This window comes from Roseiconus lacunae (assembly GCF_008312935.1).
GTDB lineage: Bacteria > Planctomycetota > Planctomycetia > Pirellulales > Pirellulaceae > Stieleria > Stieleria lacunae.
On the sequence record NZ_VSZO01000022.1, the window covers coordinates 148,642 to 174,917 of the forward strand.

A 26,276-nucleotide genomic window follows, 5' to 3' on the forward strand; every position below is an offset into this window, starting at 1 on the left:
GGGCGAGTTACTTAAGACTTGGTGTAGTGAAAGAAACGGTTGGACGCCGGAACACCAATCTTGACTCAACGGCAAACTTAATGGGTTGCGATCGTTGAGGGGTGCGAGAAAAAAGGAGTGGCAAGCGTGAATCGATTCACGCTCGCCAAGGTAGATCGACAAACCACCTAGCCATAGGAACTGGCAACTTAGCTCGCGGAATTGGTGGGAGAGCCCTGGGTCAGTCCCTATCGGACCCCCAGATGCAGGCCTCTCACCCCGCTGACCGATTTCCTGTTCGGTTGTGCGTGAATCTTATTTGATTCCAACGATCCATTCGATCATCGAAACAGGTTTCGAAACAAGCGATCCGGCACGGTTGTTGCCGCCTTCGCAACGTTTTTTTAGGTATCGACCCCGTCGCGGAACGACGTCCGCAGCTTCCCGGCCGGGTCCTTTCACGTTTCCAACTGCGGATTCTTATTTCAGCGTCGGCCTGCGTTCACGACCACGTTCGTGAAGGCTTGGTAGATTCCCAATCGTGCTGGCGCTATCTGGACGAAACATGGCGAAAAAGAAACGGTCCCCGCGTCGCGGTCCGAACTCCAACGGTCAAGCCGGCGGAGGGAATAATAAACCTCGCTCGAGGCGTCGACGTCGAGGCGGAGGAAATGGCCAAGCTGATCGAGAGCCAGCGGATTTCCCCAGTGATGCGCCAATGGAAGAGTGCGAGGGCATCCTCGAATTGCACCCCAATGGCTATGGATTCCTGCGCAGCCGCGACAACAATTATTCCCGCGAACGCAGCGACCCGTTTGTTCCAGGGACCATGATTGACCGATTCGGGCTTCGCCAAGGCGTCTACATCCACGCCATGATGCAGCAGGCCAAACGACAACAAGGTCCGCGTGTCCGCGAAATCCTGGACGTCGATGGCATCCCTCCGGAGTCTTACCCGGATGTGAAAAGCTTTGATACGTTGACGCCCATCAACCCCGAAGAATGGTTGACCCTGGAAACAGGCCAGCGGCCGGTCACCAACCGCGTCATCGACTTGCTCGCCCCTCTCGGCAAAGGCCAGCGAGCCCTGATCGTCGCCCCGCCGCGAAGCGGTAAAACGGTGATGCTACAGGACATCGCGCAGGGAATCTCGACCAATCACCCCGATCTGAAACTGATCGTTCTGCTGATCGACGAGCGTCCCGAAGAAGTCACCGACATGCGCCGCAATGTGGTTGGCGGTGAAGTCGTCGCAAGCAGCCTGGACATGGACGTCGAAAGCCATGTCCGGCTTAGCCAACTGGTCGTTGACCGAGCCCGACGGCTTGCCGAAATGGGGCAGGACGTCTTCTTGATGCTCGACTCGATCACCAGACTTGCTCGTGCGTTCAACAAGTGGGTTGGACGAAGCGGCCGTGGCGGCGCGACGATGAGCGGTGGACTAGACATCAAGGCGATGGACATCCCCAAGAAACTTTTCGCAACCGCACGCGCGTTCCAAGAAGGCGGCTCGCTAACCATTGTCGGTACCGCACTGGTCGATACCAACAGTCGAATGGACGAAGCTATTTTCCAAGAGTTCAAAGGAACCGGGAATATGGAACTGGTCCTCGATCGACGACTCGCCGACCGACGCGTCTGGCCAGCGATCGATATCAGCCAATCGGGCACACGCCGTGAAGAATTGTTGCACGACGAAGAAACCTACGAAGCCGTCACAATGCTTCGGCGCACGTTGTCGACCATGCACCCCTGTGATGCAATGGAGCAACTGACGAAACAACTGGGACGATTCGCCAGCAACGATGAATTCATCAAGCTGATCAGCGGAGCCAAGACGACGCTCTAAAGCGTCATCGGTCCGGATAGCGATGAGCCCATCGTAGCGAAAGCTGCCGAAGCTTTCAGTCGCTTGATAGGGACCGACCGAAAGTCACAGCAGACAATTGATTTAATCGAATGAAGCGATTCAACGATCAGCCGACGGGCATATCAGCCCAGCAGTGCGCGGAGGAACCGCACGCGATCGCGTTCGCGGCTGATTAAATCAACGAGCCGCTAACAACTTCCGGGACCCTCCAATCAAATTCAGTCGATGCCCTAGTCATTTGTATCTGTCTCACGATACAATCACCGCACGATTCGGATGGTAAGCGAATTGGTGAGCAGCTTCACTGGAACTGAAGTACCCCGCAAGGGGCTGCGGGTTCGAGTCCCGTGCCATCCGCTCTCACACACCCCTCAGTCTTGACCCCGCGATGCGATTTAAAGCGTTCAGAAAATTGTTTCTGGTCCGATTCGTCGCGTGTTTGATTTGCACAGGATTGGTTCTAACGGGGTGTACTTCGCGTCCTTCGGGACCAACGCGGGTGAAGGAAATTGGCGAGTCCGATTTCCAATCTGTCGTTCTCGATTCGGAAGGCGTCGTCCTTGTCGATTTTTGGGCGACTTGGTGCGGACCGTGTCAGCGACAAGGTCCTGTCATTGATGAATTGTCCACCGAGATGGGCGAACAATTTGTGTTTGCCAAGGTCGACATCGATCAGCACCCGAACTTGGCGTACGAGTATGGGATCGAGGCACTGCCGACGCTCATGGTCTTCAAAGGCGGTAAAGCGGTCGAGCAACTGGTAGGCATGCACGATGCCGATCAGCTTCGCAAGTCTCTTGAGTCTGCCGCGGCAGAGTAGACAGCGAAATGGCGACTGCCTAGTGCTCCGTCAACATCTGAAATCAGGATCAGCCGATTGGGGTTCGCCGCGGCTTCGGTGCGTTCACCGGGGCCAATACCCGTCGTCTGATGAGTCGAACCCAACCGCTGGTCGAGAGAGCCATAGGGGTGAAAGCGGACTTTAACTAAATCGACACCCCTCGGCGGCTTCCGCTACGGCTTGGGACGCGCTGCCAACTACTCGGCGATTCCGATACCGTCGGCCGTTGCCCAGTAGCCACCTCGGCTGTGATCGAATCGCAGTTTTTCGCCACGGAAGCTTTCGTCAAAACCTTGCTTCGTATCATAGACACGGTGTCCGCCGACGAACGTCGCCACCGGCCAACCTTGAAGTGTGACCGAATCCCAGGGACTCCATTTCGATTTCGTGTGTTGCTCGGCATCGCGAATGGTTCGCGATTCGTTCATGTCAATGAGAACCAGGTCGGCGTCATAACCAGGCTCCAAGCGCCCCTTGCCAACGATCCCCCAGACCCTTGCTGGTGCATCACACATCCAAGAAGCAACTTGATTGATCGAGCAGCGGCCTGCGTTGACCTCGTGAAGCATTAAGGCAAGCGAGTTTTCGACGGCCGGCAATCCCGATGGGCTTTTCGGATAGGGCGCGGATTTTTCTTCGAGTGTGTGGGGAGCATGGTCGGTTGCGATGACCTGAATGTCACCACGCAGGAGCGCCTGATAAAGGCCTTCGTTGTCTTTCGCAGTCTTGATGGACGGATTCATTTGGATCCTCGAGCCGAGCCGGGGATAATCGTCAACGTTGAAAAACAGGTGGTGCAAACAGACCTCTGCGGTCACATAGGGAGCGGCGTTAGCGACCAATGGAATTTCCGCAGCGGTCGATACGTGCAGGACGTGAAATCGATGCTTATAGCGGTGCGCCAACTCGGTTGCGCGTCGCGTCGCGATGATGGCCGCCTCCTCGTTCCGAATACGCGAGTGATCCGCGATGTCGCTGGTGCCAGCCAAACGTTCCGCATTCGCTCGCACGGTTGTTTCGTCTTCACAGTGTGCACAGATCGGAAGTGTCGTCTCGGCGAAGATCCGTTCGAGAGCTTCTTGCTCGTCGACTAACAAATTCCCGGTGCTGCTTCCAATGAAGATCTTGATTCCCGGAACGTCCTTCACTGTGTTCAGTTCGTCAACATTGTCAGGGGTCGCGCCGATATAAAACCCATAGTTGACCAACGACTTTTCAGCCGCGATGCGTTCTTTTGCCCGCACACCTTCGCCGGTGACAGCAGGTGGCTTGGTGTTTGGCATCTCTAAGAACGAAGTCACCCCCCCTGCGGCACACGCATGACTGGCCGTGGCTAGATCTTCCTTGTGAGTTAGCCCTGGATCGCGAAAGTGGACTTGGTCGTCGATGACTCCCGGCAACAAGTGCAAGCCTTCACATTCGACAACCTCGTCGGCAGTTGTGTTCGCATCCGCATCGATGTCAAGGATCTTTCCATCTTCGACCAACAGTGACCCTTTCGTAACCGCTTGTGGCAAGACAATTGATGCGTGGCGAAATAATGTGCGTGACATGGCAGCAGCCTTTGAGAGAGCGAGCGCGGGCGTTGACGGTTGGTCCGAGTCGGCGCGACAATCGATCAAGCCTGATCGTTGAGGATCTGAGGGAGACCACTGGGCGAACGCGATAAGGTCACTGCGGTGCCGCAAAGACGTGCGAGCGAGAGCCCCACCGCGGGCACGGTGGTCCACCTTTCGCGAACGTGTCATACGGTGAGAGAACGAACTCATCAGCCGCAGGCGCACCGCTTCGTCGTTATACCGGAAGCAACGGCAGTTTCGAAAAGCAAACTCGACGCCCTCAATCCTGAACTTAAATCATAGGGAAGCGAATGCGTGTCCCGGACTCGGTTCAGGAATAAGCCTAACGGCAAAAGCGATCACCGCGAAGTAGTGTCGCCCCTACGACGGTGACAACGAGCATTCGGACTGCCGACGAGTGGAGAGCTTGATTGCAGACCACCTAGTCCCTATGGAATGATCGCACGCAACGTGTTTGCAACGGGTTGTCCAGGGACGCGAACTTCGGTCCCACCGTACGGTGAATAGTACATGTATGCAGGACGCCGCATGACCGGGACAGGCATGACCGGCGCGATCACCGGCTGCTGTACGATGACGGGTGCGGGGGCGTAGGCATAGCCGTATCTGTACGACGTGTAGGGATAAACCGCTGGGGCAACTGGAACTCCGACTGCCGGCACCCCAACCGTGGGAACCCGAAGCGTCACATATTGGGCGTGAGTTTCATTGGCGATGGCAAAGGTGGCCAGCAAGGCGAGCGCAATTACGAACCGTTTCATCGATGATCTCCTCAGATTGAAGTCTTGGTGTTTTGGAAATCCGTTCCCTACAATAGCGACTGACCTAGCAACAACCGTCTTTCGTTTCTGTGCTGATCACGCTCAGCGGAACGATAGGCTGCAACTTCAGTGCCGACAACCATTTTAACCGCAACGATGTCAATCAAGATTCACCAGATTCGATTTGCGCCGATCGCCCGTAGTTCCGCTATTTGTGTTTGTGCGCTATCACTGATCGTTTTCGCTACGGCGCCCGCTCAGGCCCAACTAGGGGCGGTTTTCCCTTCCTTGGCCCCCGTCGAAACAATCAAGGTGGACGAACTAAAAACGCTGCTGGATCAACGCAAGGCTGCCGAAAAGAAAGCTCAGGCCGAAGAAAAGACGATCGATTCTGACTTCGTTTTGGTCGACGTGCGTTCGGAGAAGGAGTTTTCGGTATCGATGATTCCGGGGGCGATCACCAAAGCCGAATTCGAAAAGCAAAAATCCAAGTTCAAAGACAAAACGGTGATCGCGTACTGCCTGGTTGGGGGACGCAGCGGTCGATACGCGTCCGAACTTCGTCGGGAAGGGTACGACGTGAAGAATTTCAAAGGCAGTATCCTCGGCTGGTGCCAAGCCGAGTTACCTGTCGTCACCCCGGATGGCAAACCTACCAAGCGAGTTCACATCTATAGTGATCGCTACTCCATCCCGGATTCGTATGAAGCTTTGACGGAATAGCCGGTGCGTAAGGAAAAGGCTGCTATGTTTCGGCCTCGACAGCCGCACTCGCACTCAGATTCCACGCCCACGATGGCTTCGCATTGATTATCCTGGCGGTTCATTGCCTGCCACCTCGGTCGTTTCGACAACTGTGAGGAATTCATGCGACGCCTTGGCCGTATCTCGAGAGGTGTGATCGGATGCATGATCGCACTTTCTATTGTTCAGTATTTCTGCGCTCCCAACGCATCCGCGCAGAATCCGGGGGACACACGCCCGACCGTTGGGTTACGTTCCAATCGCGGGCAACCGATCGTCTTGACCAATGCGACGGTGGTGTTGCGCCCCGGAAAGGTCCTGGAGAATGCGTCGATTCTGATTGACGAACAAGCCATCGTTGACGTCGGCAATGAGGTCGATCCACCAGCCGGAGCAGAACGAATTGACTGCTCCGGCAAAACGATTTACCCCGCGTTCATCGATGGGTTTGGCGAAATCGATGTCGACGAAAACCCAAACGATGGTGTGGGTCATTGGAATGGTTACGTGCTACCACGACGTCGCGCTTCGGCGGCGGTGCGCAATGTGGGGCAGGCCAATGACTATCGCAAACAAGGGATTGCGATTCGCCTGATCGCGCCCCGCGGTGGGATCATCAAAGGCCGAAGCTGCCTGGTTTTGCTGGATCAGTCCAGTCGCGGAAGTCTGATCGGTGATGATGTCGCTCAGCACGCGGAACTTTCGATTCCGCGTGATCGTCGCCGTGATAGCTATCCGAACTCACCAATGGGGGCGGTCGCTTTATTGCGGCAAACACTACTGGACGCCGATTGGTATGTTCGGGCGGCCAAGGCCTGGCAGGCCAACCCAAAACTTCAACGCCCCGTTCGCAACGACGACTTAGCACGGATCGCTGACGATTGCTCCGCCGGACGCTTCGTGTTCGACGCCCCCAATGAACGGATGGCGATCCGGGCTCGGGATCTTGCCCGCGAGTTCTCTTTAGACGCGATCTTGCGAGGCAGTGGGCGCGAGTACCGCGATTTAGCGACGATCGCTTCTGCCGCGATGCCAATTCTCGTCCCCGTCGATTTCCCCAAAGCTCCCGATGTCACTAGCGAAGCCGCGGCCGCCGATGTCGATCTACGAACGTTGATGCATTGGCATTTTGCGCCGGAGAACCCGAAACGGTTAGCCGAGGCGAACGCGACGATCTGTTTCACCACCGATGGATTGGACAACGGCAAAGCATTCCTTGACAACGTACGCCAGGCAGTCGACCGGGGACTCCCTGCCGACGACGCTTTGACCGCGATGACAACCGCGCCGGCCAAACTATTTCAGATCGATCACTTGGTGGGCGAGATCCAGCCAGGGTTGCTCGCCAATTTGGTGATCACCGACGGTGATTTATTTGCTGAAAAAACCAAGCTGCTAGAAACTTGGGTCGCTGGGAAACGCTTCGAGCATTCGCCCACGCCTTCAGAGAGCCCGTTTGCCGGTGACTGGGACGGCGAGCTCGCGATCGCCGGAACTAAAGTTCCACTGCGAATGGTGTTGAAACAAGACAAGCAAAAGTGGTCGGGCAAATTCGTGCGGAATGACCGCGAAGAGAAGTCGGCTAAATCGAGTGATGCAAGCGAAGAAGAAAAGTCCGACCAGCCCGAGCACGCGGACTTCAAAGACCTCGCCCATGCGATTGACCGAGTGACCGCTTGGGTCGATTTGTCGAAGTTAGACGAGGGCTTTCCCAACGGTCCTTCGCGGCTCACCATCGTGGCGGTGCATCGGTCCGCAGAGTCTGTTCCCAGTTTGATCACGACAGTAACGCTAGTCGATGGAACGTCGATCGAACCGAGGTGGAAAAGGCTGGATTCGCCCGTCGATCAATCGAAAGAAAAGGAGCCCGCCAAACCACCAGAACCGAAGACGTTTCGGTCGCTCGCGGAAATCGCGGTAAACTATCCGCTCGGTGGCTACGGGGTCACCGAAACGATCCCGACGGAGCCGGCGGTTCTTTTCCGTGGGGCTACGGTTTGGACCAGCGGGCCGCAAGGCACACTTAAGAACGCGGATGTCTTAATCGTCGATGGCAAGATTCGGGAAGTCGGCGAGAAGCTGCAGCCGCCGAAGAATTGCAAAGTCATCGACGTCAAAGGCAAACACCTTTCGGCAGGGCTGATCGATTGCCACTCGCACATGGCAACTGATGGTGGTGTCAACGAATCCGGGCAAGCGGTGACCGCCGAAGTCCGTGTCGGGGACTTTGTCGACAATTCGGATATCCATCTCTATCGGCAGCTTGCCGGTGGTTTGACGTCATCGAATATCTTGCATGGGTCGGCCAATCCCATCGGTGGTCAAAACCAAGTGATCAAGCTTCGCTGGGGCGATTCGATGCAAGAGCTGAAGTTCGCATCGGCGCCCGAGGGAATCAAGTTCGCGCTCGGTGAAAACGTCAAGCGTAGCAATCGGCGTGAACGATCAACACGTTATCCGGGAAGCCGAATGGGCGTACCGGAAATCATGCGAGATCGTTTTTTGGCGGCGCTGGAATACACCCAGGCACACCAACGGTATCGTCAGGGAATCCGAAAGGAGTTGCCACCGCGTCGCGACTTGGAGCTAGAAGCGATCGCGGAGATCTTGCAGCACGATCGTTGGATTCACTGCCATAGCTATCGTCAGGATGAGATCGTCGCGTTACTCGACCTGCTTGACGAATATGAAATCACCATCGGAACGCTACAGCACATCCTGGAAGGCTACAAGGTTGCCGACCGGATGCGCGAACACGGTGCAATGGCTTCATCGTTTTCCGATTGGTGGGCCTACAAGTTCGAGGTCTACGACGCGATTCCTGATAACGGGGCGATCATGCATGAACAAGGCTTGATTGTGTCGTTTAACAGTGACGATCGCGAACTCGCTCGTCACCTAAACACCGAAGCCGCCAAAGCGATGAAATATGGCGGCGTGCCAGCAGAAGAAGCTTTGAAGTTTGTCACGCTCAATCCGGCGAAGCAATTGCGCATCGATGATCGTGTCGGTTCGATCGAAGCCGGCAAAGACGCCGACTTAGTTGTCTGGAGTGGCCCCCCACTTTCCACGCTCTCGCGCTGTGAACAGACCTGGGTTGACGGGCGTTTGATGTTCTCGCTGCAACAAGATCAGCAACTCCGCCAGCGTGACGCGAGATGGCGACAGTTGTTGATCAATTATATCTTGGCCGGTGACGTCGAAACCGACTCCGGTGAGGCAAAGCCAATCGACGAAGAAGATCGTTGGTTGAGATATGACGAGTTTTGTCACGGACACGATCACGATCACGACGGGCATGACCACGACGGACATGATCATCACGAGCACGAAGAGGTACAGCGATGAACCATTTTGCCAAACTTTGTTTCGCCGTCGTGCTGCTAGCGGCATCAGATTTCGTAGTCGCCCATGACCAGATTCCCGGGGCCCCACAACGTCAACCGATCGCATTAGTCGGCGGCACCATTCATACGGTCGACGGAAAAATGATCGCCGATGGAACGCTGGTTTTCGATGAGGGCAAGATCACCGCGATCGGAAAGGGCGTCGACTTGCCAAAGAGATGTCGCACAATCGATGTCGCCGGGCAGCACGTTTACCCGGGATTGATGGAATCGCTCTCCAATCTCGGTTTGACCGAGATCGGTAGTACCGATTCAACGATCGATACCGACGAAGTCGGCGACGAGAACGGAAACCTACAGCCGCACGTGGCCGTCAACCCAGACAGTGAACTGATTCCCGTCGCGCGATCCGGCGGTGTTTTACTTGCTTCGATCGCTCCCCGTCGAGGCGACATCCGCGGTCAAAGTTCCGTGATTCAACTCGATGGTTGGTCCAATCACGACATGTTGGTCGCTGCAAATACAGGATTGGTCGTCTATTGGCGTGCTTTCGATTCACGGGCCGGCGACGATGGCGACCGCGCTAAACAACGCGACACGAACCTAACCCGCTTCGCAGATCGACTCGACGAAGCCCGACGGTATGGCGAAGCAATCGCGGCGGATGATACAGTGCCAACTGATCTGCGTTTGCAGGCGTTATTGAGTGTGGTCAACGGCGACAGCCCAATGATTATCGTTGCCGATCACCGCCGTGAAATCGAAGCCGGGGTAGCGTTCTGTATCGGTGAAGGCATTCGGCCCGTCATCTATGGTGGTTACGACGCGCCCCAATGTGCAACGCTATTGAAAAAGCATGATGTTCCGGTGATCGTGCGGACGACGTATCGACTTCCCACCCGTCGAGACGATCCTTACGACCACCCCTACACACTTCCCAAACGATTGCATGATCTCGGTGTAACGTTTGCGATCGGTGGTCCGGGATCGGGTAGTCCCGGTGGCGCCTCTGCGGCGAGAAACCTGCCTTTTCATGCCGCCGTCGCAGCAGCGTATGGACTTCCGCCAGAAATCGCGATCCGCGCGATCACGTTATCACCGTGCGAAATTATGGGAATCGATGATCGACTGGGTTCGTTAACGATCGATAAAGATGCGACATTGATCGTCAGTGACGGAGACATTTTGCTAACCGAGTCGAACGTCACCCATGCATTTATCAAAGGTGCAGAAGTCGACCTAGGCAGCAAACACAAGACGTTGGCTGCGAAGTATCGAACGAAGTACCGCCAACAGAACAAGTCAAAGTAATCGGATCCGGCAACGTGCTTTGGAATCACTCTCCTTCCTAGGGTAGGAGAGTGAATTTGCGATCTCAGAACACTTTCCAAGCGACGTCATGCCAGCCTCCAACAATACGTTCTAACGAGAGAAAGCAAGGATGAAGATCACCATTGTTGGAACTGGGAAAGTCGGTTCCGCGATTGCATTCGCTTGTGTGATGAATCCAATCGCCGATGAATTGTTGCTGGTTAATCGTTCGCATGAGAAAGCCGAAGGTGACGCGCTCGATCTGTCGCACGCCAGTGCTCTGCGAAATAGCAACATGCGGATTCGGGCCGGTGACATTGCTGATTCGAAAGATTCTGACATCATCGTTTTTACCGCATCGATTCCCTACGGCGATCCGACTCGACCACGAACCGAACTTGCCGAAGCCAACTATCAATTGCTGTGCGACTGGATCCCCGACCTCGCGCAAAATAGCCCCAATGCGATCCTGATCATCGTCACTAACCCGGTCGATATGCTGACCTATGCGGCGATTCAGCTTTCCGGCTTTCCGCCCAACCGTGTCGTGGGAACAGGGACACTCCTTGATAGTGTTCGCTATCGAGCGATGCTTTCACAACAATTGGAGATTCATTCCGACGACATCCGGGCTTACATCTTGGGTGAGCACGGCGACACCCAATTCGCCGCCAAATCGGTCGCGATGACAGGAGGAGAGCGTTTTTACGACGACGAAGTCAAGGACGAGATCTTTGAACGAACCGTCGGCATGGGATACAAGATTTCAAAGCTAAAGGGGTTCACCAACTACGGTGTGGCAATGGCAACCATGTTGATCTTGGATTCGGTGGTTTATGACTTACGACATACGATGCCACTGAGTGTATTGGTGGATGGTTTCTGTGACGTCGAAGACGTTTGTCTGTCTTTACCGACGGTTGTCGGTCGCCAGGGCATCACGCGAATTATTCATCCGCGATTAAGCGATGACGAGCAGCAATCGCTCCGGCGTTCCGCCGCCGCGGTGCGCCGCACGATCGAGCAAGTCGGTTTGGCGTAACGCATTCGCCATCACAAGGACAATCTCCCCGAGCTTACCACTCGCTCCTCTCGAAAGAACGGTTGATCGAAAGCACGTTCTCACATTGGCGTTTCAGGGTCGTGCTCGATCGGGAGCCTTTGGTTGGGGCCACAAATCTGGTTACGTCCGGACCGCTTCGCTTCATATAGCTTTTCATCGGCCTGACGAAGCAATTCTTGTCTGCTCACGGGCGCGGCAGGGTTAAAGCAAGCGATCCCAAAACTTGCGGTGACTTGCAGTGCGGCATGTGAAGTATGAAATGGTGTTCGCCGGATCGCATGCCAACACGCGTGTGTAATCTCAGTCGCTTCTTCGGGGTTGGTACCCAATAGCAGCAAACCAAATTCTTCGCCACCATATCGGGCGACCAAATCATCCGGGCGACAGGTAGCGAGAAGACGCTGCCCGAATTCTCGCAAAACGGCATCACCAACGACATGACCGAAACGATCGTTGATCTGCTTGAAATAGTCGATGTCCACCATGGCGATGGCCAAGCAGCTTTGTTGACGATTAGCAGTCGCAATTGATCGATCCAGGGTCTCCACTAAATATCGCCGATTCATTGTGCCGGTTAAGGCATCACGCGTCAGCGCCGAATAAAGTGTTTCGTGATACTTTGATTCGACACTATCCGCCGAAAGATACTTGAAAATGAATGTACCGATCCGAATCGTATCTCCTGATCGGAGAGCGGTCTGATCGATGGATCGATCATTGACGATCGTTCCGTTGGTTGTTTCTAAATCAATCAGGCAGTACGCATTTTCCTTGCGGAACAAGCATGCGTGACGCTCGTCGACGCTAGGGTCGTTGACTTGCAAATCACAATCGTCATGACGCCCGATCAAATAACGTTCACTTTCGATCAACATCATCCCGTCGACCACATCGGCCGGATAGATCTGCACCAGGCAGGCTCGTTCGGCAGTTGGCCGGTATGATTCCTGAACCGAAAACGGATCAGGACGGTGATGTTTTGACGACGGACGATCGCTCATCAACAGATGCCCCCAAGGGGCGAGATGGTACAGAGGCAGACTTTCGATGGTGCCCTATTCTGCCCTTTGTTGGCGATCGATGCCATGACCACGCCCGGTCGATCGTACGATCGGTTCAGAAAGACCGTGTCGGGCGCGGCGCGATCAAGCATTATCCGAACCGAATCGTCGTTTTAGGCTGACGTCCCTGGTCCACTTGTCGATGAAGTAATCCGAGCCTCTGGCATCCGAGTCGAAACAAAAATGCCGGGTTGGTCGTTAAGTAGCGTTTCCACAGCCGACGTGGTTCGCAAACCAGTCGGTAGAGCCATTCAAGTCCATGACGCTGCATCCAATTGGGGGCTTGTGAAAGCATCCCCGCATGAAACGCGAAGGCCGCGCCGACGGCGACCATCGGCATCTCAATCTTGTTGCGCATTTCATAGGCGAACACTTCTTGCCGAGGACAACCGAGCCCGACGAAACAAATGCCCGCGCCACTGTCATTGATCTGTTTGGCCAGCGCATCGCATTCGGAAGGGGAGAGCGTCCGAAACTCGCTGGCGCGAATCCCGGCAATGTGCAGACCGGGGAATCGATCACCAAGTGTCGTAGAGAATTCCCGCAGCATTTCGTCTGTACCGCCGAAGAGAAACACCGACACGTCAGAATCCGCGGCCGCCTGACAGAGATGCAGTGTTAGGTTCGGTCCATAAACACGATCAGACAACTCACAGCCGTGCAACCAATTGAGTGCCCAACGCACCGGCTGTCCATCGGGACAAACCAAGTCAAACTGATTCAGTCGATAACGATGTTCTTGATCGCTGACACCTGTCATCACGCCATGGACGGCCAAGGCCGTCACGGCCATCGTTTTCCTTTGCTTACCCGCTGCAATGACTCGACCGACCGCCGCGTCATAATCGATCGCATTGACTTCGATGCCTAAAACATTGTGTTTTCCAAGATCAATCATGATGGCATCGACTCAGTTGAATGAACCGGCGAGGCATCGACAAGTTCAGACATCGCCGTCGGTCGTTCGATTTGCCGGATCATCGTGCGGACGTCAAACGTATCGGAGTACAACTTTAAGGCCCAGCGAACGAATTCCAATTTCGGTTGACGAGCCAATTTCATCCCCGGAAAGTAAGCCATGTCTTGGTCATCTTCGTGACCCAAGAAATCAGGTGGATGCAGCAGAAGCGAGGGTGCTGTTCCGGTGATCCGACAAAGCCGAAGGGCCGAACGAAAATATGCCTTGGCCGCTAGTGTTGAGAAGCCTGCGAGAAAAGTGAGGTAACTGAAGTGAATCGGTGTTCGCAACAACGGCAGCACCGTCACCGGGATTTCCCAAAGACCGTCGCTTTCGATCGAACGACGGAACGGGCGGTTTGGCTGACGCATCGAAGCGAATCCGCCATAGAGTTTCTTCGCCTTTTCTTTTTGTTCGCCTTTCAGTTTTGTCCTGGCCAGAAATACAGCTCGAGCGATCGGTGCGATCGATGTCGGAAACACAGATGCGTCGTAACAATAATTATTCGCGATGAGTACGGAGAGGACCTCGGCCGGGCAGGAAAATCCTGGCCCACGAAAACCTTGCGGACGAATCCCAAGCGATCGCCGTAACGATCGATCCGTCGTCATGATTTCCGATTCGATTTCCTCGTTCGTTAGTGTGTGCATCCAAGGAAGGTGATTGAGCGAATGGTTGGCATACTCAATCTCTCTCAAGGAGCCGAGGTACCGGATCGCCTCAACGTCTGAATCGTTTTGCAAATCGCGTCCTACGATGAAAGCGGTGAGCGGCAAATTAAATTCGCCGAGTACATCGACGACTCGCTCAGAGACGACACCAAGGTAGCTATCGCACGATTCCCAACACGGTTCAACGTCAGCATTTCTTTCGTCCGCGCTGGATCGGGCAGGGGTGCGTCCGGCGGCTCGAAGGTACGCCCACTTATTGTCGAAGTCGATCGACAAGCTAGCGATTGGTTTTCGCGAATGCGTGGTGGAAGGATTCATCAGCATGTCATGACTTTCGCTCGTCGCGGCGACTGTGCATCACGGCGGAAATGGCTTCGATCGCTCCCGAAGCAGCCCAACGCGGAGTACAGTGCCCAATCGATTGACGACAGTTAGACCGCATGTCTGCGATACTTTGATCTGAAAGTTCAAAGTATCGCTCGAGTGCCATCGAAAGTGATTCCGGATGCGAGCGATCGGTTTGACAGGGATCATACTGCCAGCCATTGACGCCATCTTTGATCAGAGTGGTCGTCGCTTGGGCGTACTTACTTCCGATCATCGGCAAACCAGCTTGCAAGGCTTCGTTGACGACGAGCAGCCATTCGTCCGCGAGCGTCGGAGCGATGCTTGCGCCGGCCAGAGCCATCTCGTTTGCTAGTTCGGATGGCGAAAGGTTCCCTAGCAACCGGACACAAAGGTTCTGCGGAACTTCGAAGCGTTCGATTGAGTCGCGGAGGGGGCCGTCGCCGGCGAGCCGGATCTCGATCTCACGTCGTGGGTTTTCGAGACAGTCGTCGGCAAGTTGTCGAAGCATCGGCAGCACACCTTTGCGCTCAGACAATTGACCGACATAAAGCAGACGCGATCGGACCGTTGATTCTTTGCGACAAACGGCCCCACGATAGACCGACCGATCGTCGGCGGCATACGCCAAGCGGTGCAACTTGCTTGGGTCGGCACCGATCGATTCGAGATACTGTTTGCAAGACGGCCCATTGTAGGTCAACGCATCAGCCTGATTGACCAAATATCGACGCAGCTTTGCCCGTAACGCCCCACGGTTTTGCTCGGTATGTTCGCTCATGTACGTGCACAGAACACTCTTAGCGCGAGGGGAGCGTCTGCAATATCGTATCGCCCCAAGTGATCTCGCCCCAAGTTCTAACGACATTACGACGTCGGGATTGAATCGTCTCAGTTGTCGCTGAGTGTCGTAAGGAACGTGAACATACAACGGATCAGAGAAGCCACCGAGGGCAGAATCTTTCGGATGCTTTGATACGCGATGATCCCAGCGACGTTGGAAAGTCCAAGTCTTTTGAACCGTAACGTCCAAACTTCCCCAGTCCAATTCAAACTGGCGGTTCGGCTCAATCGGGGTGCTAATTAGGACATGGAAATGTCGAACTCGGCGAGCGATCTCCTCAAGCACGCGAACTTGGTAGAGCGGTATATAGTGGGTCAAAAAGACGACGCGTGCTGGCAAAGGGCCGGTCAAATCGAATGACCGTTCCCGGTCGACGCCCGGTTCGGCGGTCGACGCATTCGCCGTAGCTTGCAAAGAGGAATGGGCGGACACTTAATCGCTTCCCCGTCCCGTCATTGGAACAACCGTCGTCCTCGCGATCAGTCGCAAGTCCTGCCAAGTGGAGCTACGATCGACGTATTGCAAATCCAATCGCATCCAATCATCAAACGTGGTTGCCGCCGTTTTGTCGATTTGCCAATGGCATGTCATCCCCGGTTTAACGTCCAAGCGTCGACGATGCCAACGATCACACGCTTGGCTTTCGTGCCATGGCAACGGCCGCGGACCAACAAGCGACATCTCCCCACGCAGGACGTTGATCAGTTGTGGAAGTTCGTCGATACAAGTTTTACGCAAGAACTTACCAACAGCGGTGACTCGAGGATCATTCTTGATTTTAAAGGCCGGTCCGTCGCGGTGGCTCGCGGATTTTAGCTCGTCTTGTTGTTGTTCGGCATCGACGACCATCGTGCGGAATTTCAAAATGACGAACGGTCGACCGCCCTTTCCTTCACGAATTTGACGAAAGAAGACAGGCCCGGAACTGGTCAATTTGATCGCGATCGCAACGACCAAAAAGATTGGGCTTAGCACGACCAACCCCACCGCCGCACCACCAACGTCTAGCATACGTTTATTCCACCGACGACGTATCTTGGAACGGCAAACGTTCTCGTCGTTGAGTGACCATTGAACCGACGTTTGACAACGTCGCCCGGCTAAACGCGTTTCTGCGGTTTGCTCCGAGCGAAGTGTCCGGGGTGGGGACGCAACACACGCTACCCCGTCGGATTCCGAACTTCCATAGTCCACTGGTGACCAGGGAATCTCCGTTGAATCAAACGAGTCGCTTACATCGTTTCGCCGACGGCCGCCGAAGTCTGTCAAGTTCGATCGAACGTCTTGACCGTTATCATTGGAATGAAAGCCATCTGGATCGTGAACCTTCAGCGTCAGCAGTGCTTGTAGCCCACGAGATTCACAAAGCGACTCGATCCGATCCAAGGCCGCCCGCCCGCCCATCTCCGGTGTGTCGACGAGCAGGACCGCAAATCGCTGCGGGCCGAGTTGTGCTTTGTAGTCGGTCGAGCGGACTCGATAGCGAAGGATGTCTCGCAGTTTTTGCTCAGAGGATCTCTGCTCGGAGCGTTTGATGCGGCGTCGGCGTTCCGATTGCTCGATCGCCAGATCAATCGTCACGACACAAAATGGAATCGCGCGGCGGACAGCACGCAATCGTTCGCGCGCGACTTCGCGATTAAACTCAATTCCGCCAATCAGCGCGTCAGGATCACGCGTTTGCGGAGGTCGTAGGTGTCGGAGGATAAACTTGCCGATCACGGGGCAATACTTGCTGGGCGTCTTGATGTCAGTCGTTGATCGATGGTGCTGCGAATCGCCATCCGGTTTGCCCAGAAAGCGTCAGCTCGCGTTGTGTTTCTATGCCGCCTGGTCGGCGAAGCTGGTGAAGTAAAAAGGGAGCTAGCGGGGTAGAGCCGGCACGGGCTCGGCCATGGAACGGTCACTGGGTTCGGTTTCACCGCGTATGTCACCGGAGTCGTGCCATAATTCACTCGCCGAATGTGGGCGTGGGGGAACCGAATTGTGCGGGTGAGATGTGATTGAACGATGCGTTGCCGAACGAATCGGATGTCGCAACAAAGCCTGAAAGAGTCCCAGTGCAAACCCAAGCATCACGCCGACGATTGCCAATAACGCACGTGACGGACTGACCTTTTTAAGATTTAAGGACGCGTCTTGGATCACAGTCACATCGGACATGTTGTTGCGGTCTAATTCAGAAACGAAGCGGGCCTCTTCGAGGCTTCGCGAATGTTCGAGCAGCGTTTCCTCGGCAATATCCGCTTCCCACTTCAGTCGCGCAAGGTCCACGGCATCTTGGTTGAGTTGCAGCAACGACTCTTTCGCCATCGCTAAACGCGACTCCAGCGATTCGCTTTTCTTGGCAAGGCCATCGGCCTTGGCATTTGCGAGTGACAGTTCACTTTCCAGTTGTTGCCAAAGTGGGTTCAAGGCTTCGCGACGAAGTTCACGTTCTTTGGCTTCGTCAGCGACAATGTTTTGACTGCGAGCCATTTTTTCTTGCAGCAATCGAAAGCGTGGATGTTCGGGCCGCAGCGTCGCGAGTTGCTCGCTTTCGTCGACTTGTTGATCAAAGAGTTGTGTCTTCATCGAATCGCTAGCCGCATTGGCCATGCCGCGGGTGACTTCCGTCGGAATCCATTCTTCGGTCGACGCCAAAAGGGTTTGCAACGAGTCACGCCGCTGGCGAGCTTCGGCGAACTCACCTTCGGTCGCATCGAGGGCGACTTCTAAGGCGATGATTCGTTCTCTCAAAGTTGTCTCCGCCGATTCGATACTCGTCCAACCGGCGTCACTACGGGCGCGTTGAAGCGTTTCACGGGTTTTGGTCGCGAGGTCACGACTCTCGGCAACTTGCTGTTTGAAAAACTCCAATGACCCGTCGCTACGGTGCGCTTCGACATGGAAGTTTTTGTAGTGATCCATCACCGATTGAGTGATTGCCTGGGCCAGAAACGGATCCGGACCGATGATGGAAACTGCAATCGCATAGCCGTTTTTAGGCACGTCAATGTGAAGCCATTTGCGAACGCGTTTGATCGCGACTTCGCGACGAAGTTGGGCGGTAGCTTCGTCAAGAGGCAACTTCGATTCCGACGCTGGTGCTGTGCCCGAAGACAACGCGTCGACTTTATCAAACAAACGATCAACCCAAGATCGGGGCTGAAGGATCGTCTCTACACCAATCTGCTCGACCGCGCGCTCGGCGATTTCGCGGCTGGCGATCATCTGAGCCACACTTTGGATCTCGGCCGAACGGGTTTCCTGAATCGAAACACCGGCGCCGGCATTCTGAGCCGTCGGATCAACCGAAACCGCGGCACGTCCGAGTCGGACATAGAGCATGCCATCGCTGCCATAGCGATTCGGCCAAACGATCAGTAATGCCACCGTGATCGAGGCAACGAACAACGTGACTAAGAGGATCGACGGCCAGTGTCGAAGCGCATTCTGTAGAAGATCTGAGGGGGTCACCGATGCCCAGAATTCGCCTTCTTCACCCTGAACCGAAACGGCGCGTGCCTCATGTCGTTCGTGAAAACCGAGGTGTTGGCCATTGCGACCGTCACTCGGATCGACAACATTTGAATTCATAGTTTCGACGCGTCGTATGGTGAGGATTGCGTTTTCGCCGGCGACGGAAAAATCTTTGTAATTGCAATGATCTTGCCACCCGGCGGACTCACAAACCGCCGGACTGACGTGATCCGACCGGTCGCCACAGGCTAGTCGTCCGTTCAGTGACGTCCAGTGGTCGGTTAGCGATCACTATTTGTAGTTAACGAATGTTGGGTAGTGGTAATAGTTACGCGGATTTTGCTGAGTATGTGTGCATCACCGCCACAAATCGGAACGTAAAGTCGTTCGGTTTTCTTGCCCTTGATAAAACAGACCTCTTAAGCATGAACCAGCCGCCCCCCCAAACCAGCCAATCTGAATCCAAGCTTCAGAGGACCTTAGAGCCGGAAGCGATGGATGCCGCTGAAGAAGTTCGTGAATATGAGAAGATGAATCACGAAGCGGTCAACAATGCCTTCGTTGACGATTTGAAAGCGGGTGGGCCGGTCGGTCCCAAGGTGATGGATCTGGGCTGCGGTACCGGTGAGATCGCCATCCTGCTCTGCCAGCGACTCGAGGACGTCCAGGTCATGGGAGTCGACTTGAGTGTCGAAATGCTCGAAGCGGCTCGGATAGAGATCGAACTTGGTGGTGTGCAAGGCCGCGTATTTTTGGAACACGCCGACTGCAAATCTCTTGACCATTTCGAACCTGGGTCGTCCGACACCGTGATTTCCAATACGGTGCTTCACCACATCGCCGACCCGGAACCGTTTCTTCGCTGTGCGGTGCATGTGCTTGCCCCGGGAGGTCGGTTGTTTTTGCGTGATCTGGTGCGACCGGCAGACGAAGCCTCGGTCGAAGCGCTTGTCGCACTGCACGGCGAAGGCGAGACCGAATACGCGCAGCAACTGTTGCGACAATCATTACACGCGGCCCTCACCATAGCGGAGATTCAGGAATTAGCTCAGCCACTTGGGATCCCCGCGTCGGCGATCAACGCTACCAGCGATCGTCACTGGACGATCGATTGGGTGAAGCCTTCCTAGCGGCGCCAATTCTCGATGACGCTAAAATGGGTGGCGGAGATATCCCGCCGATCTTCATTGCCTAGATAATTCCTCATCAGCTTCGCCTCCAGCTGACAACCTAACAAGAGAACGCGAGCCCAACGCATGAACATCGGGTTCGCGTAGGCAGACATCGGTTGATGGAGAGGTCTGTCAATCGATTTCACGCCCTCACCTTCTAATCCAAGGCCCGAGATCTATGAGACTGCAACTGTTGGTGGCGATCGTACTGGCAACGTTTTCATTTCACGTAACCTCCGTCTTTGCCCAAAAGCCGGAAACCCAGCCGGTCTTGTTGCAGATGGTTCGTGACAACGCGATCCATCAGGAGCTGAATCTCTCGAGTGACCAAATCGAGCAGATTCGCGAAGCATTGAAGCCGATCGACGGTCCTTGGTTTCGAGTCCGCATTCGACCGGTCGAAGAGCGAATCGAAACGATCGGGGCGCTCACCGAACAACTTGAGAATTCGCTTAGAGGAATCCTCACTGCGGAACAAACCAAGCGTCTTGATCAACTACGTAACCAAGCCTTGGGAACACGGATGGTCGTCCGCGATCAGGTAGCCGCAGCGCTGGGCATCGATGAAACCGAACGCCAGTCATTGTATGACACGTTTCGAAAGACTGATGCCGTCGTCAAGGATATGCGGGAAAAGGTGAATGCCGGCGAGATTGATTCGAAGAAAGCAGCGGCCAAAGTCAAACAGGCACAGCAGGTCGAGCGGAAAGGATTGACCGACGGGTTATCCACCGAACAGCGAATCAAGTTAGTTGACTTGACCGGAGAGAGCTTCGACTTTTCGAAAGTCCAACGAACGTACCCGGTCGCGCCCGAATTGACGCTCGAAGGCGCACAGTGGCTTCAGGGCAGCGAAATAAATCTGGAGGATTTGCGTGGCAAGGTCGTTGCCGTGCATTTTTATGCGTTTCAGTGCATCAACTGCCGTCGTAATCTGCCGCACTACAACGCTTGGCAAACCGACTATGCCGATGAGGGGTTGGTGATCATCGGAATTCAGACGCCCGAGACGTCGCGCGAACGCAAACCGGATGAGGTCGCCGCCGCGATGAGGAGTGAAAACATCGAGTACCCGGTGTTGATGGACACCCAGTCGGCTAACTGGAAACAATGGTCCAACACGATGTGGCCGACCGTTTATTTGATCGACAAGCAGGGGTACCTACGTCGCTGGTGGCAGGGCGAGCTGAATTGGAAAGAAACGCCCGGCGAGCAACAGATGCGACAAACGATCGAACTGCTGCTCGCCGAGGAAGACTGAACCCGGAAGGCCGCCTACAGCGACTTCAGTTTCAGGTTTCGCCAGCGAACTTCGAAAGGACCGGCACCCGACCGAATGCCATGAACTTGCAAGCCGATCACGCCTTTGGGATGGGTTTCGTAAATCTTTTCGTCAGTGAGGTCAGCGATTTGCTGGCCGTTGATGAACGTCTGGATCGTTGCCCCTTTCGCAACGATCCGGTACTTGTTCCATTCGCCGGTCTTGAAGTGATCGTGTTGGTTGACGGACTTGTCTTTTGACTGCGGTTCGGGGGACAGCCATCCTCGACCGGTGGCTTCGGCGTAAATCCAACCGGCTTGTCCTGGTCCGGTTTCGATTTCAACTTGTGGACCATAGACCCGACCGCCGTAGTCATCGGCAAATTTTTCACTCTTGAACTTCGAGCGGATTTGGACGCCGGAGTTCAGTCCTTCGTCGCACTTCACTTCGAAGGTCAGCTCAAAATCGCCGTACTCGTCGTCGGTGCAGAGGAAAGTGTTCTTGGTTCCTTCGGCAGTCTTGCCAACGATCACGCCGCCGTCTTCCACTTCGTAGGTTGCATATCCACTTTTGACGCTCCAGCCGTCGAGTGACTCGCCATTGAAAAGTGACGTCCAGCCCTCTTCGGCTGAAACGGGGTTCACCAAAATGACGGCGGCAACGAGCAGGGCAAGAGAAAAGATGTGTTTCATCAAATCAACTCCGGTAGGGTATCAACACTCGGGGGGGGAATAAAGTTACAGCATTTCAACGGGGTTCGGCCACAAGTCGACTTGCGCGATGTTCCGTCGCAAATTCAAGATCAGCCGAGTTTAAACTGAAACGAAGCACTCAGCACTGCACTGTCTTCGTTGTCCTCGATGTCGTTTGCTTCAAGCAAACCGTCGTCATCGACGACTCTTCCGCAGACCGTACTCGGATGCTTTTCCTGAAGGACGTATCGGACCCGATCATTATAGATCAACGGGGGTCTGGCTGCAGAGTCGGTCGAGGCAAGACGACCTGTGCTTCGTCAACCTTTGATTTTGGTATTAGCCGCATGGCGTTAGCCACGGTTTCGGTGCAATAACCGGGGCTAACTAACGCCCGTCGGCTGATGATCCGAACCCGAACATTTGGTCTAGACGGAGCATTAGACGGCAAGACAGTTGATGGGCCGCCATTCAATTGAGTTGACGTGAACGTTCGGCTGCGGCGATTCGCTGCGAACGGTTCGCGACGCCAGGTGAGGCATCGTTGTTCGCCATGGATTCTTAAGACGACTCAAACGCGGGCAAGCGCCTGATCGGTCAATCCAGCAAACTCTGTTGATGTCCGTAAACAAGATGCGGACAAGATCGTGATGGTATTCATCGGGGCTTCGACCGCCTCGGGGTTTACGGCCGGCCCGACAAAACATTGCGGAAGGTTTTCCGCTCGGCACCGAAGAGGATCTGACGGTGACGATTCACTCACACCGGGGATTGGTGCTTGTAAACTCATTGCGTGATCACGCAACTTGACTGACGACGGTGTCGTGATTGGCAGTGACGGTGGGACCGTCGTTCAAATGGATCCATAAGTGTTCGTGGGAACACTCGAAGGGTTCATCGAAGGCATCATCGACGTCGTCGGTGATAGGTTTGAACTCTTCGTCGGTTCAAGTGAACGCTGATCGATACGTCGATCGACAAGACTGTTGCGTGATCGAGCGACCGGGAAGATCACATCATGCAGTCCACCAAGGATGACCACGCGAGTCATCTCTGCGGTACTTCGGACATTCAGGTGACGATACGCTTTTTGCCTCTCCCGCTCGATCGTTTTCACCGAAACCTTAAGTTTGGTTGCGATCTGTTTGTTGGGAGCACCTTCGACGACGAAGTCAACGATTTTACGTTGGCGTTCGGGAAGGGTCTGGTAAAGTCGATGGCATCGAAGCACATCGAACTGATGCGTCACCAAGTTGCTTAGTGCGACGGCGTCACGAACCGAGTCAACGATCTCGTGCGTTTCCATACTATTGAACGCAACCACATGTGCGATCCGCGCGACAGCTTCCGAAGCCGACATTCCACTGGTTTCGTCCAGGACGAGCACAACCGGAGCCGCGACGTTCTTTTCGAACAGCAGCTGCTCGATGCTTGACCACTGTTGCATTCGCGGATCGTAATCCAGGAAAATGCAAGCGATCTCTTCGGTCGTCGCGGCTTGGTTGACAAGCGACGTGATCGACGGGGAGGTCTGAAAACGATAGCCCTCTGCGTTTGCCGCTTGGCCCACGCGAGAAAGCCATGCCGAGTCCTTGCTCGCGGCAAAGACGACGGGCCGTACCGGTGTCAATGACGCCGGTGAGTAGCCCATGGAAGGTTCCTGATTCATCATGCGTTCGTTACCCCAGAACTTGATGGATGGAAAGGCGGGTTCGGGTCACACCCGAATCTGAAAGGCCGCCGGTCAGCTGTTGCATCGGCTTGTATGAGCGTTCGCCCTCACTCACCGCGATAGCGTCTCTTACACGGGCGTAACCCACGCAAGCGCATTTCACGCTGCGTGGAACACGCCCGTGTGTTTGACTCGGTCGGGCTACCGACAAAGCAAAGCGTCAAACCCTCACGCGAGGGAAAACGGACGCGGGTAAACGATCCAAAGGTGGGGTAGGGGCAGTCCTCGCGATGTCGCCCATCGACAGTGAGGGTTCACCGTCATCGACACTCAAGGTCGTGGTGGAATCTCCCGCTGCTTGCGTTTTGAGGGCAGCTCGCCCACACTTGCGTCTAACCGCCATCACTTGCCTTCCCCCTTCGCCATCAAGTCATCTATGAAAGCCATCGTTGTAGGAACCGGGTTCATCGGACCGGTACATGTCGAAGCCCTTCGCCGTGCGGGTGTCGAAGTCGTCGGGATCGTCGGTTCATCGGCCGAAAAATCGATCGCCGCGGCCGAACGACTAGGTTTGCCTTGCGATATCACGACACTTGATCAAGCCCTCGCCGATCCGGCTGTTGACTGCATCCATCTGACATCGCCGAATCGGCTGCACTTCGAACAAGCCAAGGCAGTCCTGTTGGCCGGGAAGCATGTGCTTTGCGAAAAGCCTTTGGCGATGAACTCGGTCGAGTCAAAAGAACTTGTCGAATTGGCTTCGCGATCAGGTACGGTCGCGGGAGTCGCCTACAACATTCGTTTCTACCCCCTTTGCCACGAAGCCGCTCAACGGGTCGCCGAAGGTCGCGTCGGTGACTTCCATCATGTGACGGGATCTTATGTTCAAGATTGGTTGCTCAAACCGACCGACTTCAACTGGCGTGTTCTCGCAGATGACGGTGGTGAACTGCGCGCGATCGCCGATATTGGGACGCACTGGCTGGACCTGATTCAGTTCATTGCCGGGCAAAAGATCACCGATGTTTGCGCGGATTTGCGAACGATCTATCCGACACGTCAGAAGCCCGTCGGTGGTGCGCAAACCTTTTCGGGCGACAGACCGGATGCGGCTGATACCGAAGACGTCGCGATCACGACCGAAGATTGCGGGTCGGTCATGTTTCGTTTCGCGAGCGGTGCGAACGGGTGCTTGTGGGTGTCGCAGACCACGGCGGGGCGAAAGAATTGCTTGCGGTTTGAAATCGCAGGCAGCCAATCGACGCTCGCCTTTAACAGCGAATCTCCCAACGAGCTTTGGATCGGTCATCGAGACCAACCCAGCGAAACGTTGTTGCGTGATCCGACTTTGATGTCGCAGCAGGCAGGGAAAATCGCCAATTTTCCCGGCGGTCACAACGAAGGTTTCCCCGATACCTTCAAGCAACTATTCCGTAGTTTCTATGGTTACATCGCCAGCGAAGATCGCCCGGCTCGGCGACCGTTCCCGACGTTCGAAGACGGACACCACGAAGTCCTGCTTTGCGAAGCGATCTTGAAAAGTCATCGCAAGCAAGCTTGGCAATCGGTCAATGCCGATGGCTGAGTCAAGTTCGCAACCTCGGTTTGTCGGCATTGACCTAGGCGGCACGTCGGCGAAGATCGCGATCGCCGATCGAGCCGGTCACGTCATGCAACAAGCGACGGTGTCAACGCAAGCGGATGGTCGCCCCACCCCTGTGATCGAATCAATTCGAAATCAGATTCGGCAGCTTTGTGATCAAGCGGATCATCCGGTCGAGCAGTTAAAAGGGATCGGGATGGGAGTCCCCGGACTGGTCGACATCGTAACCGGCACGACAAAGTTCCTGCCTAATCTACCGACGCAGTGGCGCGACATAGAGGTTGCCGAGCAGTTGGCCGATACGTTTCGGTGTCCGGTCAAGTTGCTCAATGACGTGCGAACGGCGACGCTCGGTGAACTGCGTTTTGGCTATGGAAGGTCGACCCCCGAAGCCACCTTCGCGTTCTTTTCGATCGGAACCGGTATCGGGGGCGGGTTGGTGATCGACGGCAAAGTGCACTTAGGACGTCTGGGCGCGGCAGGCGAACTCGGACATCAAACAATCGTTCCCGATGGACTTCCTTGCGGTTGTGGGAATCGCGGGTGTTTAGAAACGTTGGCAAGCGGGCCTGCGATCACCGCCGAAGGCATTCGCCTGATGCTCAGTGGACTGGCGCCAAAGTTACGCGAGCTCACGGACGGTCATTGCGATCGGGTCAATCCCGAAACCATGGCTGAAGCCGCCGACGATGACACCTTAGTCGACGAAGCGATCAGGCGCGCCGCAGCGTTCCTTGGGATCGGCGCGGCGAATGTTGTTTCGATGGTTCATCCCGATGCGATCGTTGTCGGAGGCGGAGTATCGCTACTAGGTGACCGACTGATTAACGAAGTTCGAAATCAAATTCAAACCCGTGTAAGAATGTTTCCAACCGATCAGATTGAGGTCATTTGTTCGACGTTGTCCGCCGACGCCGGCCTACGTGGCGCGATCGCATTGGCGATTGATTCCGCATAGAGACTGTTCTTCCATCGCAATCCGTCCGCCTTACCTTGTTAATTCCGACTGTCACAGTAGCCCATGACTAAGTGATGTATC

General features: G+C 55.1%; 21 protein-coding genes and 1 tRNA gene. 11 read left to right on the forward strand and 11 right to left on the reverse strand.

Going from position 1 to position 26,276, the window contains the following annotated elements; genetic code table 11:
• The first annotated feature begins 544 nt into the window (after positions 1 to 544).
• From rho to trxA, 3 genes are all read left to right on the forward strand, one after another.
• Complete coding sequence (rho, locus tag FYC48_RS21820) at positions 545 to 1,828, forward strand: transcription termination factor Rho (RefSeq protein ID WP_149498915.1); 1,284 nt, start codon at positions 545 to 547, stop codon at positions 1,826 to 1,828.
• A 295-nt stretch (positions 1,829 to 2,123) separates the two neighbouring features.
• Positions 2,124 to 2,206 (forward strand) — tRNA-Ser (locus tag FYC48_RS21825).
• Between the two features lie 142 nt (positions 2,207 to 2,348).
• Entirely contained in the window at positions 2,349 to 2,669 is a 321-nt protein-coding gene (gene trxA, locus FYC48_RS21830) for a thioredoxin (protein WP_200836671.1), read from the forward strand.
• A gap of 218 nt (positions 2,670 to 2,887) precedes the next feature.
• Here trxA and FYC48_RS21835 read toward each other — a convergent pair whose 3' ends face one another.
• Positions 2,888 to 4,243, reverse strand: a complete 1,356-nt coding sequence (locus tag FYC48_RS21835; RefSeq protein ID WP_149498917.1) for a dihydroorotase — start codon at positions 4,241 to 4,243, stop codon at positions 2,888 to 2,890.
• A 455-nt stretch (positions 4,244 to 4,698) separates the two neighbouring features.
• A complete protein-coding gene (locus FYC48_RS21840; protein WP_149498918.1) occupies positions 4,699 to 5,031 on the reverse strand; it encodes a hypothetical protein in 333 nt (110 codons plus the stop codon).
• A 156-nt stretch (positions 5,032 to 5,187) separates the two neighbouring features.
• On the opposite strand from FYC48_RS21840, the gene FYC48_RS21845 reads away from it, so the two are divergent.
• The 4 genes from FYC48_RS21845 to FYC48_RS21860 all read left to right on the forward strand — a co-directional run bounded on the left by FYC48_RS21845 (position 5,188) and on the right by FYC48_RS21860 (position 11,475).
• A complete protein-coding gene (locus FYC48_RS21845) occupies positions 5,188 to 5,754 on the forward strand; it encodes a rhodanese-like domain-containing protein (RefSeq protein WP_149498919.1) in 567 nt (188 codons plus the stop codon).
• A 186-nt stretch (positions 5,755 to 5,940) separates the two neighbouring features.
• A complete protein-coding gene (locus FYC48_RS21850) occupies positions 5,941 to 9,123 on the forward strand; it encodes an amidohydrolase family protein (protein WP_160149693.1) in 3,183 nt (1,060 codons plus the stop codon).
• Positions 9,120 to 10,433 (forward strand): amidohydrolase family protein, encoded by a 1,314-nt coding sequence (locus FYC48_RS21855; protein WP_149498921.1) that lies wholly within the window; start codon positions 9,120 to 9,122, stop codon positions 10,431 to 10,433. Before FYC48_RS21850 ends, FYC48_RS21855 begins: the two co-directional genes overlap by 4 nt.
• A 130-nt stretch (positions 10,434 to 10,563) precedes the next feature.
• On the forward strand, positions 10,564 to 11,475 hold the full coding sequence (locus tag FYC48_RS21860) for a lactate/malate dehydrogenase family protein (RefSeq protein ID WP_149498922.1): 912 nt from the start codon (positions 10,564 to 10,566) through the stop codon (positions 11,473 to 11,475).
• Positions 11,476 to 11,555: 80 nt separating this feature from the next.
• Here the strand turns inward: FYC48_RS21860 and FYC48_RS21865 are convergent, their stop codons facing one another.
• From FYC48_RS21865 to FYC48_RS21890, 6 genes are all read right to left on the reverse strand, one after another.
• A complete protein-coding gene (locus FYC48_RS21865; protein ID WP_149498923.1) occupies positions 11,556 to 12,497 on the reverse strand; it encodes a diguanylate cyclase in 942 nt (313 codons plus the stop codon).
• A 151-nt stretch (positions 12,498 to 12,648) separates the two neighbouring features.
• Positions 12,649 to 13,455, reverse strand: coding sequence for a WecB/TagA/CpsF family glycosyltransferase (locus FYC48_RS21870; RefSeq protein WP_149498924.1), 807 nt, complete (start codon positions 13,453 to 13,455; stop codon positions 12,649 to 12,651).
• The gene (locus FYC48_RS21875) at positions 13,452 to 14,504 is read right to left on the reverse strand and encodes a polysaccharide deacetylase family protein (protein ID WP_149498925.1); all 1,053 of its coding nucleotides are present in this window, start codon (positions 14,502 to 14,504) and stop codon (positions 13,452 to 13,454) included. The genes FYC48_RS21870 and FYC48_RS21875 overlap by 4 nt, the downstream gene beginning before the upstream one ends.
• A gap of 7 nt (positions 14,505 to 14,511) precedes the next feature.
• Positions 14,512 to 15,807 (reverse strand): glycosyltransferase family 4 protein, encoded by a 1,296-nt coding sequence (locus FYC48_RS21880; RefSeq protein ID WP_235034360.1) that lies wholly within the window; start codon positions 15,805 to 15,807, stop codon positions 14,512 to 14,514.
• Positions 15,808 to 17,097 (reverse strand): sugar transferase, encoded by a 1,290-nt coding sequence (locus FYC48_RS21885; RefSeq protein ID WP_235034361.1) that lies wholly within the window; start codon positions 17,095 to 17,097, stop codon positions 15,808 to 15,810.
• Positions 17,098 to 17,238: 141 nt separating this feature from the next.
• A complete protein-coding gene (locus FYC48_RS21890) occupies positions 17,239 to 18,954 on the reverse strand; it encodes a GumC family protein (RefSeq protein ID WP_149498926.1) in 1,716 nt (571 codons plus the stop codon).
• 308 nt (positions 18,955 to 19,262) lie between these two features.
• Here FYC48_RS21890 and FYC48_RS21895 point away from each other — a divergent pair, with 308 nt between their 5' ends.
• Together FYC48_RS21895 and FYC48_RS21900 are read left to right on the forward strand one after the other, a co-directional pair.
• Positions 19,263 to 19,967: a class I SAM-dependent methyltransferase gene (locus FYC48_RS21895; protein ID WP_149498927.1), complete on the forward strand. Its 705-nt coding sequence runs from the start codon at positions 19,263 to 19,265 to the stop codon at positions 19,965 to 19,967.
• Between the two features lie 220 nt (positions 19,968 to 20,187).
• Positions 20,188 to 21,270, forward strand: a complete 1,083-nt coding sequence (locus FYC48_RS21900) for a redoxin domain-containing protein (protein WP_149498928.1) — start codon at positions 20,188 to 20,190, stop codon at positions 21,268 to 21,270.
• A 14-nt stretch (positions 21,271 to 21,284) separates the two neighbouring features.
• Here FYC48_RS21900 and FYC48_RS21905 read toward each other — a convergent pair whose 3' ends face one another.
• The 3 genes from FYC48_RS21905 to FYC48_RS21910 all read right to left on the reverse strand — a co-directional run bounded on the left by FYC48_RS21905 (position 21,285) and on the right by FYC48_RS21910 (position 23,631).
• The gene (locus tag FYC48_RS21905) at positions 21,285 to 21,962 is read right to left on the reverse strand and encodes a 3-keto-disaccharide hydrolase (RefSeq protein ID WP_149498929.1); all 678 of its coding nucleotides are present in this window, start codon (positions 21,960 to 21,962) and stop codon (positions 21,285 to 21,287) included.
• 110 nt (positions 21,963 to 22,072) lie between these two features.
• A complete protein-coding gene (locus FYC48_RS27915) occupies positions 22,073 to 22,234 on the reverse strand; it encodes a hypothetical protein (protein ID WP_160149694.1) in 162 nt (53 codons plus the stop codon).
• A 581-nt stretch (positions 22,235 to 22,815) separates the two neighbouring features.
• Positions 22,816 to 23,631: a LuxR C-terminal-related transcriptional regulator gene (locus FYC48_RS21910; RefSeq protein WP_160149695.1), complete on the reverse strand. Its 816-nt coding sequence runs from the start codon at positions 23,629 to 23,631 to the stop codon at positions 22,816 to 22,818.
• A gap of 439 nt (positions 23,632 to 24,070) precedes the next feature.
• Between FYC48_RS21910 and FYC48_RS21915 the strand changes: the two genes are divergently transcribed.
• Positions 24,071 to 25,219 (forward strand): Gfo/Idh/MocA family protein, encoded by a 1,149-nt coding sequence (locus tag FYC48_RS21915; protein ID WP_149498931.1) that lies wholly within the window; start codon positions 24,071 to 24,073, stop codon positions 25,217 to 25,219.
• A complete protein-coding gene (locus tag FYC48_RS21920) occupies positions 25,212 to 26,195 on the forward strand; it encodes an ROK family protein (protein WP_160149696.1) in 984 nt (327 codons plus the stop codon). The genes FYC48_RS21915 and FYC48_RS21920 overlap by 8 nt, the downstream gene beginning before the upstream one ends.
• Positions 26,196 to 26,276 lie beyond the last annotated feature (81 nt).

What these genes read in the sequence shown, in the direction of transcription:
- FYC48_RS21845 (WP_149498919.1), top strand. Translation starts at nt 5,188, where the DNA reads ATGTCAATCAAGATTCACCAGATTCGATTTGCGCCGATCGCCCGTAGT.
- FYC48_RS21870 (WP_149498924.1), bottom strand. Translation starts at nt 13,455, where the DNA reads ATGATTGATCTTGGAAAACACAATGTTTTAGGCATCGAAGTCAATGCG.
- FYC48_RS21865 (WP_149498923.1), bottom strand. Translation starts at nt 12,497, where the DNA reads ATGAGCGATCGTCCGTCGTCAAAACATCACCGTCCTGATCCGTTTTCG.
- FYC48_RS21915 (WP_149498931.1), top strand. Translation starts at nt 24,071, where the DNA reads ATGAAAGCCATCGTTGTAGGAACCGGGTTCATCGGACCGGTACATGTC.
- FYC48_RS21895 (WP_149498927.1), top strand. Translation starts at nt 19,263, where the DNA reads ATGAACCAGCCGCCCCCCCAAACCAGCCAATCTGAATCCAAGCTTCAG.
- FYC48_RS21860 (WP_149498922.1), top strand. Translation starts at nt 10,564, where the DNA reads ATGAAGATCACCATTGTTGGAACTGGGAAAGTCGGTTCCGCGATTGCA.
- FYC48_RS21835 (WP_149498917.1), bottom strand. Translation starts at nt 4,243, where the DNA reads ATGTCACGCACATTATTTCGCCACGCATCAATTGTCTTGCCACAAGCG.
- FYC48_RS21900 (WP_149498928.1), top strand. Translation starts at nt 20,188, where the DNA reads ATGAGACTGCAACTGTTGGTGGCGATCGTACTGGCAACGTTTTCATTT.
- FYC48_RS21850 (WP_160149693.1), top strand. Translation starts at nt 5,941, where the DNA reads ATGATCGCACTTTCTATTGTTCAGTATTTCTGCGCTCCCAACGCATCC.
- FYC48_RS21890 (WP_149498926.1), bottom strand. Translation starts at nt 18,954, where the DNA reads ATGAATTCAAATGTTGTCGATCCGAGTGACGGTCGCAATGGCCAACAC.
- FYC48_RS21840 (WP_149498918.1), bottom strand. Translation starts at nt 5,031, where the DNA reads ATGAAACGGTTCGTAATTGCGCTCGCCTTGCTGGCCACCTTTGCCATC.
- FYC48_RS21855 (WP_149498921.1), top strand. Translation starts at nt 9,120, where the DNA reads ATGAACCATTTTGCCAAACTTTGTTTCGCCGTCGTGCTGCTAGCGGCA.
- FYC48_RS21905 (WP_149498929.1), bottom strand. Translation starts at nt 21,962, where the DNA reads ATGAAACACATCTTTTCTCTTGCCCTGCTCGTTGCCGCCGTCATTTTG.
- FYC48_RS21920 (WP_160149696.1), top strand. Translation starts at nt 25,212, where the DNA reads ATGGCTGAGTCAAGTTCGCAACCTCGGTTTGTCGGCATTGACCTAGGC.
- FYC48_RS21875 (WP_149498925.1), bottom strand. Translation starts at nt 14,504, where the DNA reads ATGAATCCTTCCACCACGCATTCGCGAAAACCAATCGCTAGCTTGTCG.
- FYC48_RS21910 (WP_160149695.1), bottom strand. Translation starts at nt 23,631, where the DNA reads ATGAATCAGGAACCTTCCATGGGCTACTCACCGGCGTCATTGACACCG.
- rho (WP_149498915.1), top strand. Translation starts at nt 545, where the DNA reads ATGGCGAAAAAGAAACGGTCCCCGCGTCGCGGTCCGAACTCCAACGGT.